This window comes from Synechococcus sp. MU1611, assembly GCF_020514255.1.
GTDB lineage: Bacteria > Cyanobacteriota > Cyanobacteriia > PCC-6307 > Cyanobiaceae > Parasynechococcus.
The window spans coordinates 204,660-221,084 of sequence record NZ_VTLC01000002.1; the positions used below are offsets into that span (position 1 = coordinate 204,660).

16 protein-coding genes are annotated in these 16,425 nt (G+C 62.6%); 9 read left to right on the top strand and 7 right to left on the bottom strand.

Translation table 11 applies throughout. The annotated features are described in order from the left end of the window. Positions 1–73 precede the first annotated feature (73 nt). From FZZ92_RS05505 to FZZ92_RS05515, 3 genes are read left to right on the top strand one after another with little or no spacing between them, the layout of a single operon-like run. A complete protein-coding gene (locus FZZ92_RS05505) occupies positions 74–493 on the top strand; it encodes a hypothetical protein (protein WP_115094811.1) in 420 nt (139 codons plus the stop codon). Beyond that, a complete protein-coding gene (ligA, locus tag FZZ92_RS05510) occupies positions 486–2,528 on the top strand; it encodes an NAD-dependent DNA ligase LigA (RefSeq protein ID WP_226422757.1) in 2,043 nt (680 codons plus the stop codon). Before FZZ92_RS05505 ends, ligA begins: the two co-directional genes overlap by 8 nt. Then, entirely contained in the window at positions 2,525–2,710 is a 186-nt protein-coding gene (locus tag FZZ92_RS05515) for a hypothetical protein (RefSeq protein WP_226397476.1), read from the top strand. Before ligA ends, FZZ92_RS05515 begins: the two co-directional genes overlap by 4 nt. Here FZZ92_RS05515 and FZZ92_RS05520 read toward each other — a convergent pair. The 5 genes from FZZ92_RS05520 to FZZ92_RS05540 are packed head-to-tail and all read right to left on the bottom strand — an operon-like array spanning position 2,686 to position 8,653. Continuing rightward, a complete protein-coding gene (locus FZZ92_RS05520; RefSeq protein ID WP_226397477.1) occupies positions 2,686–3,309 on the bottom strand; it encodes a TVP38/TMEM64 family protein in 624 nt (207 codons plus the stop codon). The two genes, FZZ92_RS05515 and FZZ92_RS05520, sit on opposite strands and share 25 nt — an antisense overlap. Before the next feature lie 35 nt (positions 3,310–3,344). Further along, positions 3,345–4,133: an ABC transporter permease gene (locus tag FZZ92_RS05525; protein WP_226422758.1), complete on the bottom strand. Its 789-nt coding sequence runs from the start codon at positions 4,131–4,133 to the stop codon at positions 3,345–3,347. Next, the gene (locus FZZ92_RS05530) at positions 4,133–4,930 is read right to left on the bottom strand and encodes an ABC-2 family transporter protein (protein WP_226397479.1); all 798 of its coding nucleotides are present in this window, start codon (positions 4,928–4,930) and stop codon (positions 4,133–4,135) included. Before FZZ92_RS05530 ends, FZZ92_RS05525 begins: the two co-directional genes overlap by 1 nt. Then, positions 4,930–5,904, bottom strand: a complete 975-nt coding sequence (locus FZZ92_RS05535) for an ATP-binding cassette domain-containing protein (protein ID WP_226397480.1) — start codon at positions 5,902–5,904, stop codon at positions 4,930–4,932. Before FZZ92_RS05535 ends, FZZ92_RS05530 begins: the two co-directional genes overlap by 1 nt. A gap of 4 nt (positions 5,905–5,908) precedes the next feature. Next, positions 5,909–8,653: a valine--tRNA ligase gene (locus tag FZZ92_RS05540; RefSeq protein ID WP_226422759.1), complete on the bottom strand. Its 2,745-nt coding sequence runs from the start codon at positions 8,651–8,653 to the stop codon at positions 5,909–5,911. A gap of 88 nt (positions 8,654–8,741) precedes the next feature. Here FZZ92_RS05540 and FZZ92_RS05545 point away from each other — a divergent pair, with 88 nt between their 5' ends. Both FZZ92_RS05545 and FZZ92_RS05550 read left to right on the top strand, forming a co-directional pair. Next, on the top strand, positions 8,742–9,992 hold the full coding sequence (locus tag FZZ92_RS05545; RefSeq protein WP_226422760.1) for an extracellular solute-binding protein: 1,251 nt from the start codon (positions 8,742–8,744) through the stop codon (positions 9,990–9,992). Beyond that, positions 9,989–11,314: a mechanosensitive ion channel family protein gene (locus FZZ92_RS05550; RefSeq protein WP_226397483.1), complete on the top strand. Its 1,326-nt coding sequence runs from the start codon at positions 9,989–9,991 to the stop codon at positions 11,312–11,314. The genes FZZ92_RS05545 and FZZ92_RS05550 overlap by 4 nt, the downstream gene beginning before the upstream one ends. Here the strand turns inward: FZZ92_RS05550 and FZZ92_RS05555 are convergent. Beyond that, on the bottom strand, positions 11,294–11,917 hold the full coding sequence (locus tag FZZ92_RS05555; protein ID WP_226397484.1) for a 2OG-Fe(II) oxygenase: 624 nt from the start codon (positions 11,915–11,917) through the stop codon (positions 11,294–11,296). The two genes, FZZ92_RS05550 and FZZ92_RS05555, sit on opposite strands and share 21 nt — an antisense overlap. Beyond that, positions 11,914–12,366, bottom strand: coding sequence for a protein phosphatase (locus FZZ92_RS05560; RefSeq protein WP_226397485.1), 453 nt, complete (start codon positions 12,364–12,366; stop codon positions 11,914–11,916). The genes FZZ92_RS05555 and FZZ92_RS05560 overlap by 4 nt, the downstream gene beginning before the upstream one ends. A 54-nt stretch (positions 12,367–12,420) precedes the next feature. Between FZZ92_RS05560 and FZZ92_RS05565 the strand changes: the two genes are divergently transcribed. The 4 genes from FZZ92_RS05565 to FZZ92_RS05580 are packed head-to-tail and all read left to right on the top strand — an operon-like array spanning position 12,421 to position 16,425. Then, positions 12,421–12,678: a hypothetical protein gene (locus FZZ92_RS05565; protein ID WP_011365486.1), complete on the top strand. Its 258-nt coding sequence runs from the start codon at positions 12,421–12,423 to the stop codon at positions 12,676–12,678. A 41-nt stretch (positions 12,679–12,719) separates the two neighbouring features. Then, on the top strand, positions 12,720–13,511 hold the full coding sequence (locus tag FZZ92_RS05570; RefSeq protein WP_226397486.1) for a methyltransferase domain-containing protein: 792 nt from the start codon (positions 12,720–12,722) through the stop codon (positions 13,509–13,511). 39 nt (positions 13,512–13,550) lie between these two features. After that, a complete protein-coding gene (locus tag FZZ92_RS05575) occupies positions 13,551–14,459 on the top strand; it encodes an oxidoreductase (protein WP_226422761.1) in 909 nt (302 codons plus the stop codon). Further along, complete coding sequence (locus tag FZZ92_RS05580) at positions 14,452–16,425, top strand: 4Fe-4S binding protein (RefSeq protein ID WP_226397488.1); 1,974 nt, start codon at positions 14,452–14,454, stop codon at positions 16,423–16,425. The genes FZZ92_RS05575 and FZZ92_RS05580 overlap by 8 nt, the downstream gene beginning before the upstream one ends.

Consider the following 16,425-nt stretch of genomic DNA (forward strand, 5'->3'; position numbering starts at 1 on the left):
AGGGGGGAGGGGATCCGAATCAGCGCCATCTTGCCGTGGTCAGTCAGACTCGGCCCTGCTTTGACAGCTGGTGATGGAACTAGGACTGGTGCGTGACATCGGCAGCAAAGCTTTGCTGGCGGGAGGAGTCACCCTGCTGGGGTACTGGATCTACAACGCCGTCAAGTTGGTGCTTGACGCCCGCGGGATCAACCCCCTGATCAAGCAGTTCTTCACGCAGGTTGCTGCCGGCCGCATCGATGCCGCCTACCTGCTCACCACCAAGGCCTATCGGCAGCACGTGAGCCGCCAGCAGTTCATCCGCTTCCTGGCCGACCTCAAGCTGAACAAGTTCCGCAATCTCAAGTCCGGACGCCCCCGCGTGCAGGAAGGCAACTTGCTCCTCACCGTGAAATTGAAGTCCGAGGGTGACGAGGAGCTGCCCCTCGACTTCACCTTCACCAAGGTGGAGGACAACTGGCGCATTGCCCGCATCAACCGGGTCAATGCCTGATCCGCACGAGCGGGCCGCGGAACTGCGGCAACTGCTCAACCGTGCTGGCCACGCCTACTACGTTCTCGATGCTCCGGTGATGGAGGACGCGGTCTACGACCGCCTCTATCGCGAGCTTCTCGAGCTGGAAGAGAGCCATCTTGATCTGCAACGTCCCGATAGCCCCACCCAGCGGGTGGGTGTGGCTCCAGCGGAAGGGTTCAGCAGCGTTGAACACCGTGTGGGGCTGCTCAGCCTCGACAATGCCTTCAACCGCGACGACCTACAGGCCTGGCATGAGCGGCTGCTCAAGGTGCTGGACCGACCCAACGACACCCAGCTGCCCCTGGTGGGGGAACTGAAAATTGATGGCAACGCCCTCGCCCTGAGCTACCGCCATGGGGTGCTGGAGCGTGCCGCCACCCGTGGCGACGGCAGCCGCGGGGAAGAGATCACCGCCAACGTGCGCACGATCAGCTCGATTCCCCTTCGCCTGCAGATCGACAATCCACCGGAATGGGTGGAGGTGAGAGGGGAGGCCTTCATCCCCGATGCCACCTTCGCGGCGATCAATGCCGAACGCGAACAACGGGGCGAAGCCCTGTTCGCCAATCCCCGCAACGCCTGCGCCGGAACCCTGCGCCAACTGGACCCAAAAGTGGTGGCCGCCCGCCGGCTCGACTTCTTCGCCTACACCCTGCATCTGCCGGGTGACGCCCAACCCCCCAGCCAATGGGCTGCTCTGGAGTGGCTCAACACGGCTGGTTTCCGCGTGAACCCGAACCGGGAGCTCTGTGCCGATCTGGCCGCCATCCAACGCTTCTGCGACCACTGGGAACAGGGTCGCCATGACCTCCCCTATGCCACCGACGGCGTGGTGGTGAAACTGAACGACCTGCTGCTGCAGGACGAAGCCGGCTTCACCCAGAAGGCACCGCGCTGGGCAATCGCCCTCAAATACCCCGCCGAAGAAGCCCCCACCCGTCTGCTGCGCGTTGGCGCTCAGGTGGGCCGCACCGGTGCCATCACCCCCGTCGCCGAATTCGAAGCGGTGGCTTTGGCGGGCACCAGCGTCAGCCGCGCGACCCTCCACAACGCCGATCGGATTGCTGAACTGGATCTACATCTGGGCGACACCATCGTGGTGCGCAAAGCCGGAGAGATCATTCCCGAAGTGGTGCGGGTGCTGCCGGAGCTCAGGCCCAGCGACGCCACTCCGGTACAACTGCCGCAGCACTGCCCCGAATGTGGCTCCAGCCTGGTGCGGGAGGGCGATGAAGCCGCCACCCGCTGTGTGAACAGCAGCTGCCCGGCGATCCTGCGGGGTGGTCTGCGGCACTGGGTGAGCAAGGGCGCCCTGGATGTGGATGGCCTCGGCAGCAAGTTGATCGAACAACTGGTGGACCGCGGCCTAGTGCGCTCTCTCGCCGATCTCTACCGGCTGGATGCCGCCCGGCTCGCCAGCCTGGATCGGATGGGGGACAAATCAGCCAGCAACCTGGTGGCCGCCCTGGAGTCCTCCAAACAGCAGGCCTGGCACCGCCAGCTCTACGGCCTGGGAATACGTCACATCGGTGAGGTCAACGCCAAAGCTCTCGCCGCTGACTTCTTCAGCATCGACAGCCTCGCAGCAGCCGCTCTGGATGCCCCGGAGCGGATCGCCGAACTGCACGGCATCGGCTCGGAAATCAGCGCCAGCCTCGGCCAATGGCTGCGCACGCCCGCTAACCAACAGCTGCTGCAGGACTTGCGCAGCGTCGGCCTCTCCCTGGAAGCAAGTGCCTCTGAGCAGGAAGCCGCGAGCCAAGCCGGAGCTGACGCCGACGGCGTGCTGCAGGGCAAGACCCTGGTTCTCACAGGAACACTCCCCAGCCTGAGCCGCAGCGACGCCAAAGCGCTAATCGAAGCGGCCGGCGGCAAGGTGAGCGGCAGCGTCAGCAAAAAGACCAACTATGTGGTGGCGGGAGAAGCCGCCGGCAGCAAACTGACCAAAGCCGAGAGCCTCGGGGTGGCGGTTCTCAGCGAAGACGACCTCACCGCCATGCTGCTGCCATGAACCAATCCCCCCCTGCGCTTCATCGCTGGATCAAGACCGACTGCGGACGGGCCAAGTTGGCTGACCTGCAGCAGCGCACCGGCACAATCGCCCGCATGCGACTGGCCTGGTTCATCCTGATCGCTGCCCTGAGGGACTGGCGACTCGCCGATCCCGATCAGAGCGACGTCTCCACATCCTGAAGGGCCCGGCGGGCCGCCCGGCTCACCAGCCAGACCACCGCCAGCGTGGCGAGCACGCCAACCACCCGCAGCGTCCAGGTGCCGGCATCGGCCTCACCCCCAAGCACCTCACCGAAACGGGCCACATCGCCGGCCAGCGCCCCCAACCCGCAAAACAAAATGGTGCCAGGAAGGATGCCGATCAAGCCGATGCTGTAGTCCCGCAGGCTCACCTCACTGAGGCCGTAGGCCAGGTTGAGCAAAGAGAACGGAAAGGCAGGGGAGAGACGCGTCAGCAACACCAACTTCAGCCCCTCCTTGCTGACGGCCCGCTCCACCGCCTGCAGCTTGGGGAGTTGCTCCAAGCGGCGCTGGGCCCAGTCGCGCAGCACCGAACGCCCCAGCAAAAACACCACCACCGCCCCCAGGCAGGCCCCAACGAATACCAGGCCACTGCCAAGCCAGGTGCCATAGAGCACTCCGGCCAGCATCGAGGCCCACACCCCCGGCAACAGCAAGGTCACCCAGAGGGCATAGAGGGGGATGAACACCAGCGCACCGGCTGGGGAGCGCAGCAGCTCCAACGCCTCCGGAAGCCAGTGCTGAACCAAGGAGATCAAGCGAACTCACCAACACATGGCGTGGAGCATTGCACTCAACTGGAAGCTGACGTGTAAAAACGCAGTGCAAACAACCAGAAGGCACGCGCCGCTGCAAAGAACAGCACCGCCAGAGCCAACCCCGCCAGCAGCATTGGTATCGCAGCTTCCCCGAGCAACACCTGGGCGGGAACCGTGGTGAGAAACGCCACGGGCAGCACCACAGTGAACAGCAGACGCAAGGCCGGCGGGTAGGCGTTGAGGGGATAACGACCGGAAGCCAGCAAAGCCCGCAACACCTCGGTGGCATTCCAGGTTTTGACGAACCAGATGCTGGTAGCTGCGATCAGAAACCAGAGCGAATAAAGGATCAAGCCACCGGCCAGCAGCATCACCAGCACGGTGAGCAGTGAGGACAAGGTGAGCACTACTCCGGCCTGATGGCTGCCCCAGGCCAGCAGCCCAAGCCCCAGGCCAATTTCTGGCAACCCAGCCGGAGACAGGGTGCGGAGCGACAACCAGAACTGGCTGTCAATTGGCTTGAGCAGCACGAAATCCAGGGTGCCCTCCCGCACATGGGTGACGATCGCCCCAAGATTCGGGCGCAGCCAGGTGGTGGCCATGCCATCGAACACGGTGTAAAGCCCCTGCACCATCAGGGCCTGGGCCCAACTCCAACCCCCCAACGTCTGATTGGGGCCATAGAACAGCGAAAGCAAAAATAGGCTGCCGCTGAGGCTCATCGCCACCGCCAGCAACTCGATCAACACGTTGGCCTGGTATTCCAACTGCACCGCCACGGCGGTGCTCCAGAAGCGACGCAACGTCCGCCAGTACCGCCCCATCAGGCCCCCATGGCGCTGTAGCGCCGCACGCCGGCACGCCAGAGCAGCAGCACCAACGGCAGCAACAGAGCAACCCAGACCAGTTGCGCGCCAAAGCCCGCCATCAGATCCACCGGCTGGCCCGCCAGCACCCGAGCTGGAAAGTCGATCAGGTAAGGGAAGGGCGTCCACTGGGCGACAGCCCGCACCGCCGGCGGGAACGCCGTGAGGGGTGCCAACAAACCAGAAAGAAACACGAAGGGAATGAACTGAAGCCGCTCCAGGGCGCTGGCCTTCTCACTCCAGAAGCACAGGGCCGCGATCAAGCTCTGGAACAGGAAGGCGATGGCAAAGGCCATCCAGGTGGCCAGCCAGGCCAGCAGAAAGCCGCCCAAGGAGGGCAGCCAGAAGGCCTGGGGCTGCACAGCAAAAAACACCACAGCAATCAAGGCTGCGAAGGGCAGGCGGGTGAGCTGCTCACCCAGATGGGCCGCCACATAACGCCAGAGCGGGTGGAGCGGCTGCAGCAGATAGGGCGACAGCCGACCCAACAGGGCGTCCTCCTCGAAGGCATAGACGACCCAAACCACCGAGAACTGGCGCACCAGATAAGCGCTGAGGAAATAGCGATCCAGGGCCACACCATCGAGCCCCAAGCCTGAGCGGGCTTCGCTGCCACTCCAGACGCTGAGCATGATGAAGGGCAGCACACCGGAGAGCGCCCAGAGGGCGATCTCGGCGCGGTACTCGAGCATGTGGGCGTACTGGGACCCCAGCAGCACCCGGATGATCCTGCGGTTCAACCCGAAGATCCGCATCAGACGCGCCCCTGCCGGAACAACCCACCGATCAGTTCTTCGATGGGCGGATCGGTCACGTCCAGATCACGCACGGGGAAGCGGTCCAGCAGCTGCGCCACAACCGCGGTGAGCTGGTCGCGGGGCACCAGCAGCCGCACGTCACAGCCCTCCAGCTGCTCAAGACGTCCCAGCCCAGCCAGTGCTCCCGGCTCAACCGGCGACTCCAATTTCAGCCGCACCTCCCGCTCCGGCGCCAGCTGATCGGCCAAAGCTTCCAAGGGGCCGTCGTGGAACAACCGCCCCTGGTGGATCAGCAGCACCCGGGGACAGAGCGCCGTGATGTCGGCCATGTAGTGGCTGGTGAGCAACACGGTTGCCCCCGTGCGGCGGTTGTAGTCCGCCAGGAACTGACGCACCCGGGCCTGGGCATTCACATCCAGCCCAAGAGTTGGTTCATCGAGGAACAGCACCTCCGGCTCGTGCAGCAAGGCCGCCAGCAGTTCAGCCTTCATCCGCTGGCCCAGGGAGAGCTTGCGCACCGGGCGAGTGAGCTCCTCCCCCAGCTCCAGCAGATCGGCCAGCGCGCTGATCCGCCGCTGGGCCACAGCATCGGGGATGCCGTAGACCGCTGCATTCACCCGCAAGGAATCCATCGGCGGCAGGTCCCAGAGCAGCTGCTGCTTCTGCCCCATCACCAAGGTGATCCGGCGCAAAAACTCTGCCTGGCGTCGCTGCGGCCTGTGCCCTGCCACCTGCACATCCCCAGCGCTGGGGTGGATCAACCCGCAGAGCATCTTCAAGGTGGTGGTTTTGCCGGCGCCATTGGCGCCGAGAAAGCCCACCATCTCGCCGGGCTCAATCGCAAAGGACACGTCCTGCACCGCCGTCACATCCCGCGTGCGGCGCCGGATGAAATGGCGCAGGGTGCCGGCCAAACCGGGCTGCTTCTCGGCAACCCGGTAGGTCTTGCTCAGCCCCTGAACCTGAATCACCGGATCAGCTCAGGTCGGCCAAGCGCTTACGGGCCAAATCCGCCTGGGCCTGCTTCTCATCCAAGTTGGCCTGACACTCAGCCACCACCTCCGGCGGTGCCTTATCAGCGAAGTTGGGATTCCCTAAACGGCCGGCCAGGCCCTTGATCTCCTTCTCCGCCTTGGCGATGTCTTTCTCGAGGCGACTCTTCAGCGCATCAAGGTCTACCAAACCTTCGATCGGCAGCAACACCTGCAGCTCACCGCTCACCCCAGCCAAGGCCTTGGCCACCGGAGCGGCATCGGCCTCTGTTGGTGTCATCACCGCGACCGACTCCGCCCGGGTCAGCGCCGTGATGTCGGCCGTGCCTTGGCTGAGCACAGCCGCCAGCTCGCTGCGGCCGGTAACGAAGCGCACCGGCACCGACTGGGAGGGCTTGAGACCTGCCACAGCGCGAAGGTTGCGCACCACACGGATGGCACCGATCAGCTCAGCGAAAGAGGCTTCCAAGGCATCATCCAAAGCGCTTTGATCCAACACCGGCCAGGGCTGCAGGGCCAGGAAGCTGGTCTCCGGCTCGCCGGTGACGCTGTGCCAGAGCTCCTCGGTGAGGTGGGGCATCAGCGGATGCAGCATCAGGTGCATCTGGCTGATCACCTTGGCCAGCACCTGCTTGGCTACCCGCTGATCAGCGAGGGCTTCGGCTGATGGATTCTCACCGGGGTTGAGCCGGCGCTTGCTCAGCTCCAGATACCAATCGCAAACGTCGTTCCAAGCGAACTCGTAGAGCCCCTTGGCCGCTTCACCGAGGCCATAGTTGCTGTAGCGCTCAGCCGTTTCCCGATTCACCCGGGCCAAACGCGAGAGGATCCAGCGATCCGCCAGCTGCAGCGCAGCGGGGTCGGGATCCCCAAGCTGGGCGGGGGTTTTGCCGCCCAGGTTCATCAGCGCGAACCGAGTGGCGTTCCACAGCTTGTTGGCGAAGTTGCGGGAAGCCTCCACCGTGGCGGAGGTGTCCTTCTTGCGGTCGTAATCGAGGCGGATGTCCTGACCGGCACCAGCCACTTCCCGCACCAGGGCGAATCGGAGGGCATCGGTGCCGTAACGGTCGATCAGCAGCAGCGGATCGATGCCGTTGCCGGCGCTCTTGCTCATCTTCCGGTTCTGCTCGTCCCGCACCAGGCCGTGGATATAGACGTCCTGAAAGGGCATCTCGCCGGTGAAGGCGCCGGCCATCATCGTCATCCGAGCCACCCAGAAAAAGATGATGTCGAAGCCCGTCACCAGGGTGCTGGTGGGGTACCAGCGCTGGAGATCGGCGCTGCTCGCATCGGGCCAGCCCAAGGTGGAAAAGGGCCACAGGCCGCTGGAGAACCAGGTATCGAGCACGTCTTCGTCCTGCTCAATCTCCGCCGCCGCGCCGTACTCAGCCTTGGCCTTCTCCAGGGCTTCGGCTTCGTTGCGGGCCACCACGTAGGGCGTGGTGTCGGTGTACTTGCCGCCGCTCTCACTGATCACGAACCAGGCGGGGATGCGATGCCCCCACCAAAGCTGTCGGCTGATGCACCAGTCGCGGATGTCGGTCAGCCAGTCGCGGTAGACCTTCTCCCAACGCTCAGGGATGAAGCGGGGATCCTGCTTCTCCAGCGCTTCGCGGCAGCGGGCCGCTAGGGGCTCGGTTTTCACAAACCACTGGGTGGACAGCAGCGGCTCCACCGGCACTTTGCCGCGGTCGGAATAGGGAACGCTGTGGCGGTAGTCCTCCACCTTCACCAGCAGCCCCAGCTCCTCCAAGCCGGCCACCACGGCCTTACGAGCCTCGAAGCGATCGAGCCCCTCGAACTGGCCAGCCTCTTTGTTCATCGTGCCGTTCTTGCGCATCACCGTGATCTGGGGCAGACCGTGGCGCTGACCGATGGCGAAATCGTTGGGATCGTGGGCCGGCGTCACCTTGACGCAGCCGGTGCCGAAGTCTTTCTCCACGTGGTCGTCGGCCACGATCGGAATCTCGCGATCCACAAACGGCAGCTTGAGGGTTTGACCCACCAGATGGGCGTAGCGCTCGTCGGTGGGATTCACCGCCACCGCCGTGTCGCCCAACATCGTTTCGGGCCGGGTGGTGGCCACCTCCAGATGGCCTTCACCGCTGCTGAGGGGATAACGGAAATGCCAGAGGTGACCGTCCACCTCCTTCATTTCCACCTCCAGATCGCTCACCGCCGAGCCCGAGGCGGGGCACCAATTCACCAGATATTCACCGCGGTAGATCAGCCCCTGCTCATGCAGCCGCACGAAGGCCTCCTTCACAGCCTCACTAAGGCCCTCATCGAGGGTGAAGCGCTGGCGCTTCCAATCAACGGAATAGCCCAGACGGCGCAGCTGGCCCACGATCCGGCCACCGCTTTCGGCCTTCCACTGCCAGGCCCGCTCCAGGAAAGCGTCACGGCCGAGATCGTGGCGGGTCTTGCCCTCCTCCTTCAGCTGCTTCTCCAGGATCGTTTGCACCGCGATCGAGGCGTGGTCGGTGCCGGGCAAACACAACACGTTCTTTCCAGCCAAACGCTGGTAGCGAACGATCGTGTCGATCAAGGCCGTGTTGAAGGCATGGCCCATGTGCAAGCTGCCGGTCACGTTCGGTGGCGGGATCACCACCGAGAACGGTTCACCTGGCGCCTTCGGGTCGGGGTGGAAGGCTCCCTGGTCGTCCCAGGCCTGTTGCCATCGGGCCTCCGTGCCAACCGGGTCGTAGGTCTTGGCCAGTTCGGGCACGGAATGCTCAGCGTTTCAGCAGGACATGCTCGCAAAGCCCTGCCCACACCGGCCAACGTCCCTAACATCGGCCCACTGAAGCGTTGGCATGGGGCTAATCCGGATCCAGCATCTGGCCCTGGGCATTGCACTAACGGCCCTTACAACAGGTTGCAGCAGTTGGCACCCACCGGTTGTGATCAAGGTGGTTCGCACGATCAATAACTCAGAAACGATCTCCAGCAAGGACTACGAACAGCTGCGGGAGGTCACTGAAGACGCCATTGATCACATCAGAAGTGTGGATCCCACCATCCGCCCTCAACTAACCCTGTCCTCCCAGAAAAATTTTGTTGATGAGATTGAAGATCAAACCCGTAGCGGCTTTGGCCCGGATCTGCTGATCACCGATAGCGACACAGCTCTCGAGTTGTACAAGCGCAAGTTGGTCGATCCGATTGTCATCTCTCGTGAAGATCGTGCTGACACACCGAGCTATCTGTTCGACCTCGTCACAGCCAAGGACGGGCAACTGGTGGGCCGTCCGGTGAATCAGTTTGTGCAGTTGGCCTGCTTCAACAAGGAGCGATTGCCCTCTCCGCCCCAGACCCTTGAGCAGATGGAACAAGCCAGCGAAGAAAACAACTTCGGCATGGCACTGCAGCTGAAGGATCTGTTCTGGAGTGCTGAATCATTTGACGCTGGCGAAGCCATGGAAGCCGCACTCGCGAAGCTCCCTCCAGATGCTGAACGCCAGGCCAACGTGACGGCTTGGTTGCACTGGCTGGAAAACGCGAGCTATCAGCAAAACATTCGTTTTCTGAACGATCAGCGCACCCTCCGCGACGCCTTGGTGGCTGGAGAGCTGGATTGGATCACCTGCTGGAGCAGCAGCCTGCGGGAATTGAGAGAGCAAATGAAAGACAAACTTGCGCTCGCTCCTCTCCCCAAAGGACCTTCAACAAAGCTCAAAGCCGCCACCAAACTGCAGGTGTGGGCGCTTGGACGCAACTCCAGCCCAACGCAGCGAGAGAAAGCATTAGTGATGATCGATTTCATCACCAAACCCTGGGCGCAAAAAACTTATGCACTCGCAGGGCGCAATTCATTGCCCGTGAACCGCAAAGCCGCGAAGATCGTTGCCGCCAAAATCCCCGGCGGCACAGAAGCCTTGGTGATGTATGCACAGGAGTCCCTGAAGGCAAACGCCGCCAAAGGGCAATCCAAAGCGCGCGTATTTCGCGATCCAGAGCGTTATGAAACCATCTCAGATGCTCTGCTCGACACCATCTACGACGTCAGTTCCCCAGAGGAATCCAGTCAAAAAATCCTGAAAAGTTTGCGGGAGAGCGATTCATGATCACCGAAATCACCTCTGAAACCACGACCTGGCTGGGCTATCTGCAGCGGGGTTCCGTACTTCTCCAGGTGGGATTGTTCGTCGCCGCCATCACCAGCGAATCACGGGTGAAGCGAAAACTCAGGAGTCCCCTGATCGCCAGCCTGATCCATCTCCTGGTCCCGGCGGCACTGTTTCTAATCGCCACCACTTTGACCCTCGTTGGAGTCACAGCGGGCTACCTGCAGTATCTGGCGCTGCTCTGGCTGATCTGGCGCTGCGTGGAACCCACCAAGCAACTCATTCTCAGCCGCTTTCCAAAAGTACCGGTCGAAGAAATCGATAAATCTTTCTTCCGGCCCATTCTGTTGGTCATTTCAATCCTCACCTTCTTCCAGATGCTTGGAAGCCGGGAATCGCTGTCGCTGATTTCCCTGGGAGATGTGTTCGGGGTGACTCTCACCATCGGCAAATTGTGCACAGCCCTGGTGATCGTTTATCTGGTTATCACCCTGGCCAGCCGTCCGGCAGCCTTCGCCGCCTGGCTTGGGGGTGGATTCTTCGGCATTAAGCCCCAGGGCCGCAAAGCGCTCGAAGTGATTCTTCGCTACTCGGTGATCGGCATTGGCGTGATGGGGGTGGCGTATTACATCGGAATCAATGGCACCGCCTTAGTAGCTGTAGCCGGAGGCCTTTCCGTGGGCATCGGCTTTGGCATCAAAGAGATCATTTCCAATTTCATCAGCAGCCTCTGGCTGCTGTTTGAAGGCTCCGTGCGCCCCGGAGAAATCCTGATGATCAACGGCGACCCCTGCACGGTGAGAAAGCTGGGGCTGCGCGCCACCCAATTGCGCCGCGGCCGCGATGGCGCCGAACTGCTGATTCCCAATCAAAATTTCTTCACCCAAGAGGCTGAGTCGTACACCGCCGAAGAAACCTCCCGCCGCGACGGGGTGATGGTGGGAGCGGCTTATCACCACGAACCCAGTCAAGTGATTGCGGTCTTGGAGGAGGTCGCCCGCAAGCACGAGAAGGTGCTGCAGTACCCACCCCCGGCAGCCTTCACCGTCGATTTCGCGGATTCATCGATCAACTACAAGCTGCTGTTCTGGGTGCGCAACCCACTGGAGGCCTTCGGTGTGGGAAGTGACTTGCGCCAAGCCATCTGGACGGCTTTTGAAGAGAACGGCATCGGCATCCCCTTCCCGCAGCGTCAGGTGTATCCGATGGAATGGCCACCATCAAAAGATCAGACCCTGCGCATGGGTGCTGCCGCCAATCAGTTGCAAGTGGAAGACGCAATCCCAGAGGACCAGCCCAGCTCAACGGGCGAGGCGACTTAAGTAGTCCTCCTGGCGTCCGGCATTGATCCAACCAGTGGCGATCAGCTTGCTGGCGCTCTCACTCACCCGTCCCCGGTGAATGTGGGATGGACCCGCCGGGAAGATCACCAGCTTGCCCCGCTCCGCCGGTTCGTGGTGGTCCTGCCAATGAAACTCGGTGCCCGCCTCATCCACGTCGTTGCAGTAAAGAATCCAGGCCAGCACTCGGTGCACCGGTTCGGTGGCCTCATCGCTCATGGTCCAATCACAGTGCCAACGCTTGAACCCTTCCCCCGGGGCGTAGTGCTGAAGATTGAAGATCGGATTGACGAACAGGCTCTGCTGCGGGCAGCACTGACGGAACAGCGGTCGCTCCTGCACATAGCGATCCAACCCTGCCGTCACCCCACGAAAGATCAGTTGTGAAAGGGCGAAGGATTCGGGTTCCGAGCGATCAATCGCCACCAGGCTGATGTCGGTGCTCTGTTTCGCCGGTTCGCCTGTACCTTCCGGCCCAAAGGCCACGCCAGGACGCTGCAAATCCAAGCGGCGCGGGAAGAACTCACTTACGGCATCAGCCACCGACTCGAACCCGGCATTGCGGTAACGGCCGATCAAGTTCATGCCGTTGCCACCATTCTGGGAATCGCCACCACAGCATCCAGGGCCTGCCAGCGACCACGATCCGCCACCACCTGATCCTGAAGCTTCACCTGTTCAATCACAGCCGCGGCCCGTTCGAGATCCAGAGGAACACCAGGGCCCATCGGCAGCACCAGCACCTGCTGCTCAGCCGGATCGGCCATCACCTGAAGATCGAGATCCTCCAGTTCCCGTTCAAAGAACACCCGCCGCATCCGGGTGGTGAGGCTTGGACCAAGCGCCTCGACGAAACGGGCCATGCCGGCTTCATCCCCGGAGCTGCCGCAATTCAACGACAACCAGATCAACAACTTCACCCAACTTTCTGCCGTCCAGAGGGGTTGGAAGCTCTCCCGGTGTTGCCGCACCAATTCAGCAATCGAGAAATCAAACAGCGTGGCCTGGAGGCCAGTGGCATCAGCGGAATCCATGCTGTTCATCCTCTCCTGTGAAAGGTCAGACTGGGGCGACTGGCTATTCGCACCATGGCCCTGGACCTGAACGATCCCGAACTCGAGTTCTCCGATCTGGTCTACGCCTACCAGAGCTGGGTGATGGCGGTGATCAACGACGAAAAACTCGACAGCGACGACAAGCTGCTCACCGATGACATCGCTGAGGACGCTCTGAACTCGATGCGCTTCCTGCCCGGCGAGGTGACCAGCGCCATCGAAACCAGCCTGGCCCGCGTCTACGACGTCGATGCCGACGAACTGGCTGAATTGCTGTTCCCGGAAGACTGAAGCTGGGTTCGGACGCCGCATCACCAAGGGACCCCTACCTATTGGGCACCCACACCGAGGAGCTGGAACGCCTGCGTTTCCAGCACTCTCTGTGGCGACCGACGGCCCAAGCCGCCTGGCAGCGCGCCGGCCTCCATTTGGGGCAGAGCGTGCTCGACCTGGGTGCGGGGCCAGGGTTCGCTGCAGCAGATCTGGCGAACGCTGTGGGTGCCCAAGGTCGCGTCCTGGGGTTGGAACGCAGTGAGATTTACGTCGCATCGGGCCGCCGCATGGCGGAACAAGCGGGCTTGCATCAACTGGAACTCCGCCAACAGGATCTGCTCAAAGATCCCTGGCCAAGTGAATTCTTCGATCTGGTGTGGTGCCGCTGGGTGGCCATGTTTTTGCCCCAGCTGGAGCCCCTCTTGGCTGGGGTGGATCAGTGCATCCAACCGGGCGGACGCTGGCTGATCCATGAATACGTTCACTGGGACACCTTCGGGCTGCATCCCCACGGACGAGCGATTCAGCGCTTTGGCCGGGCCTGTCAGAGCAGTTTTCGTGAAGACGGCGGCGATCCCGACGTCAACCGGAAACTCCCCGGTTTGCTCCACCAGCGCGGATGGCAAATCGAGCACCTAAAGCCAATCCCCGTGTTGGGCGATGCCGGATCCATGGCCGGGCAATGGATGGAGCGGTTTGTCCTGGTGTTCGGCAGGCGACTTCAACAATTGGGGCACTGGAGTGCCGACGACGCACTAGAGGCTCAGGATGAAATCGCCCGTGCACAGGCTGAACCGGGTTGCTACTGGGTTGGACCAACCGTGTTGGAGGTCCTGGCGCGACGACTCTGAAAGCGAACTCGGCACAATGAATTCACTCTTCCTCGAGACATGGGTTGGTCCGCTGCTGACATCCCGAACCAGCAGGGGCGCATTGCCTTGATCACCGGAGCCAACAGCGGCCTGGGCCTCGAAACCGCGCGAGCCTTGAAACGCTGCGGGGCAACCGTGGTGCTGGCGTGCCGCAGCCCCCGCAAAGCGGAGACGGCCAAACAAGATTTGCTGCAGGAGCGGGATGGAGGTGCGGTGGATCTGGTGGATTTGGATCTAGCGGACCTAGCCAGCGTCCAACGGGCGGCGAACAGCATTGGCGAGCGCTATGGCTGCCTCGATCTACTGATCAACAACGCTGGAGTGATGGCGCCGCCGCGCCGGTGCACCGCCCAGGGGCATGAACTGCAGTTCGGTGTGAATCACCTGGGGCACATGGCCCTGACCCAGGCGCTACTGCCGCTGATGCAGAACCGGCCCGACCCCCGGGTTGTGACGGTGACCTCCGGGGCCCAGTACTTCGGCAAGATCCGCTGGGACGACCCCAGTTGGAGCAAGGGCTACGACCGCTATGGGGCCTATGGCCAAAGCAAACTTGCCAATGTGATGTTTGCCCTCGAGCTGGATGCACGCCTGCGCGAACAGGGCAGCCCCATCGGCTCACTGGCCGCCCATCCAGGCATCGCACGCACCGAACTGCAACCCACGGCGATCGCCAGCGTTGGCAATCGCTTGGAGGCCCTGGCCTACCGGCTGATGGATCCCTTGTTTCAAAGCGCCAGCATGGGCGCCCTGCCGCAACTGCATGCCGCCACCGCAGCGACAGCGCAGGGTGGCGAGCACTACGGCCCTGAGCAGTTCGGTGGATTGCGGGGTGCACCGGCGCTCTGCCGTGTTGCCCCAGCAGCGAATCAACCTGCCGAACGGCAGCGGCTCTGGAGCTTGAGCGAGCAGCTGATCGGTGGCTGAATCCAGCGCTGGGTTGCACCGGTTGGCCCCCTTCGTTTTGGGCCGGGCCCGACGTGGCGTCGTGGGATCCAGTCGCTATGCCCAACGGCTGCGCAGTGCTGTGCTCGAGGCCGCCAGAGACCCGCAACGCCAGCCAGTGCTGATCAGCGGTGAGCCCGGCCTGGAAAAAGACAATCTCGCCGCCCTGGTGCACTACGGATCAGCGGAACGACGCCGTCTGCTGGTGCGACTGGATGCCAGTGATCTGCAGGGCAGCACGCTCAACCTGCTGAATGAGCTCGGATCCAGCACCCTGTTGGTGAGCGGCATGGACCGCATCGATAACGAGCTCCAGCAACGCTTGATCGCGATGGCCCGTGGCGAAGTGCCAGGGTTCCATGGTCGTGTGCTGTTCACCAGCGAAGCCGCCATCCCGGCCCTCGATGGCCTGGTGCGAGCCATCCGCGTACCTCCCTTACGCGTGCGCCGAACCGACCTGGGGGACTGGCTGCGTTACCGGCTGAGGCTGCAGAGCCCTGGACTCGGTTGGAACCAACCACCAGCCCTGCCCGACAGCGTGGTGCGACGGCTTCAGAACCACGATTTCGCCAACAACCTGCGCGAACTCGAAGCGATGGTCGATCGCGCCCTACGTCAGGCGCGTCAGCAAAGCCAAGGCGAGCTTCCACCATTGCTTCCCGAAGAGGTCTTCTGGACCGAAGACAAAGCACGGCGCACCCGTTTTGACGTCTGGCGCTGGAAACCACAGTTGCGGGAGTGGATGCGCGCACCGGCGCTCTGGAACACGCTGCTGTTCGGCCTGGTGAGCTGGCTGTTCGTGGCTGTGAACCTGGCGCTCTGGCTTGGCCCCCAGGAGCGCGCAGCCAATCCAATGCTGACCCTGTTCTGGGCTTGGTGGTGGCCTTTGATCCTGCTGAGCTACCCACTGGTGGGGCGACTCTGGTGCTCGATCTGTCCATTCATGGTGTGGGGACAGATCGCCCAACGGATCACTCCATGGCGAAAAAGGAGTTGGCCCCATGGAGACCTAGACCGCTGGGGAGCTCCTGCTCTAGCCGCCGGGTTTGCCGCGATTCTCCTCTGGGAAGAGGTCTGGAACCTTGAAGACACCGCCTGGCTGAGCAGCTGCCTGCTGTTACTGATCACGGCAGGGGCCGTGATCAGCTCAATGGTTTTCGAAAAACGCTTCTGGTGCCGATACCTCTGTCCCGTCGGAGGCATGAACGGACTATTCGCCAAACTCTCGATCCTTGAATTGCGGGCTGAAGTCGGCACCTGCAGCGGCAGCTGCAGCAGCTACGCCTGTTTCAAGGGAGGACCCGCTGATGGCGAGGGCCTGGCAACCGAAGGCTGTCCCCTGGGCACCCACCCCGCCCACTTGAGCGACAACCGCAACTGCGTGCTCTGCATGACCTGCACCCAGGCCTGTCCCAACCGCTCTGTGCAGTTGCGACTGCGCCCGCCTGCCGCCGATCTGCAACGCAACATGCAGGCCCCCGATGGAGAGCGCGGACTGATCCTGGTGCTGGCTGGCGGACTCTGCCTGCACCACTGGCAGCGCCTGCTCGGCTGGCTGCCGCTTGCACCGTCTTCCTTGCATGAAGGCCCCCTGCTGGCTCGGCTCAGCTTTGCGGCGCTGGCCCTCGCTCTTCCAGCAGCAGCGGGTTTGTGGCTCAAACGCCGTTGGCTGTATGCCGGATTGCCATTGCTCTGGGCCCTACTCCTGGCACGCCATCTGCCCATCGGCATGTCCGAAGCGGGCACGGTTCTGCCGGTTGGTTGGCCGCAATGGTCCGCCGACCTCCATGTGATCGGCTTCTGCCAGACCGTAGTGGTGTTGATCGGGTGGATTGGTGCTGTGATTTTGAGCCGCCGCTTGCTGGATCTCAACCGTCGGGCCTGGGTCAGAGGCAGCATGGTGCTGCTCCTGGTCAGCCTCAGCGGCCGCTGGTTGGTCGCTCTCTAA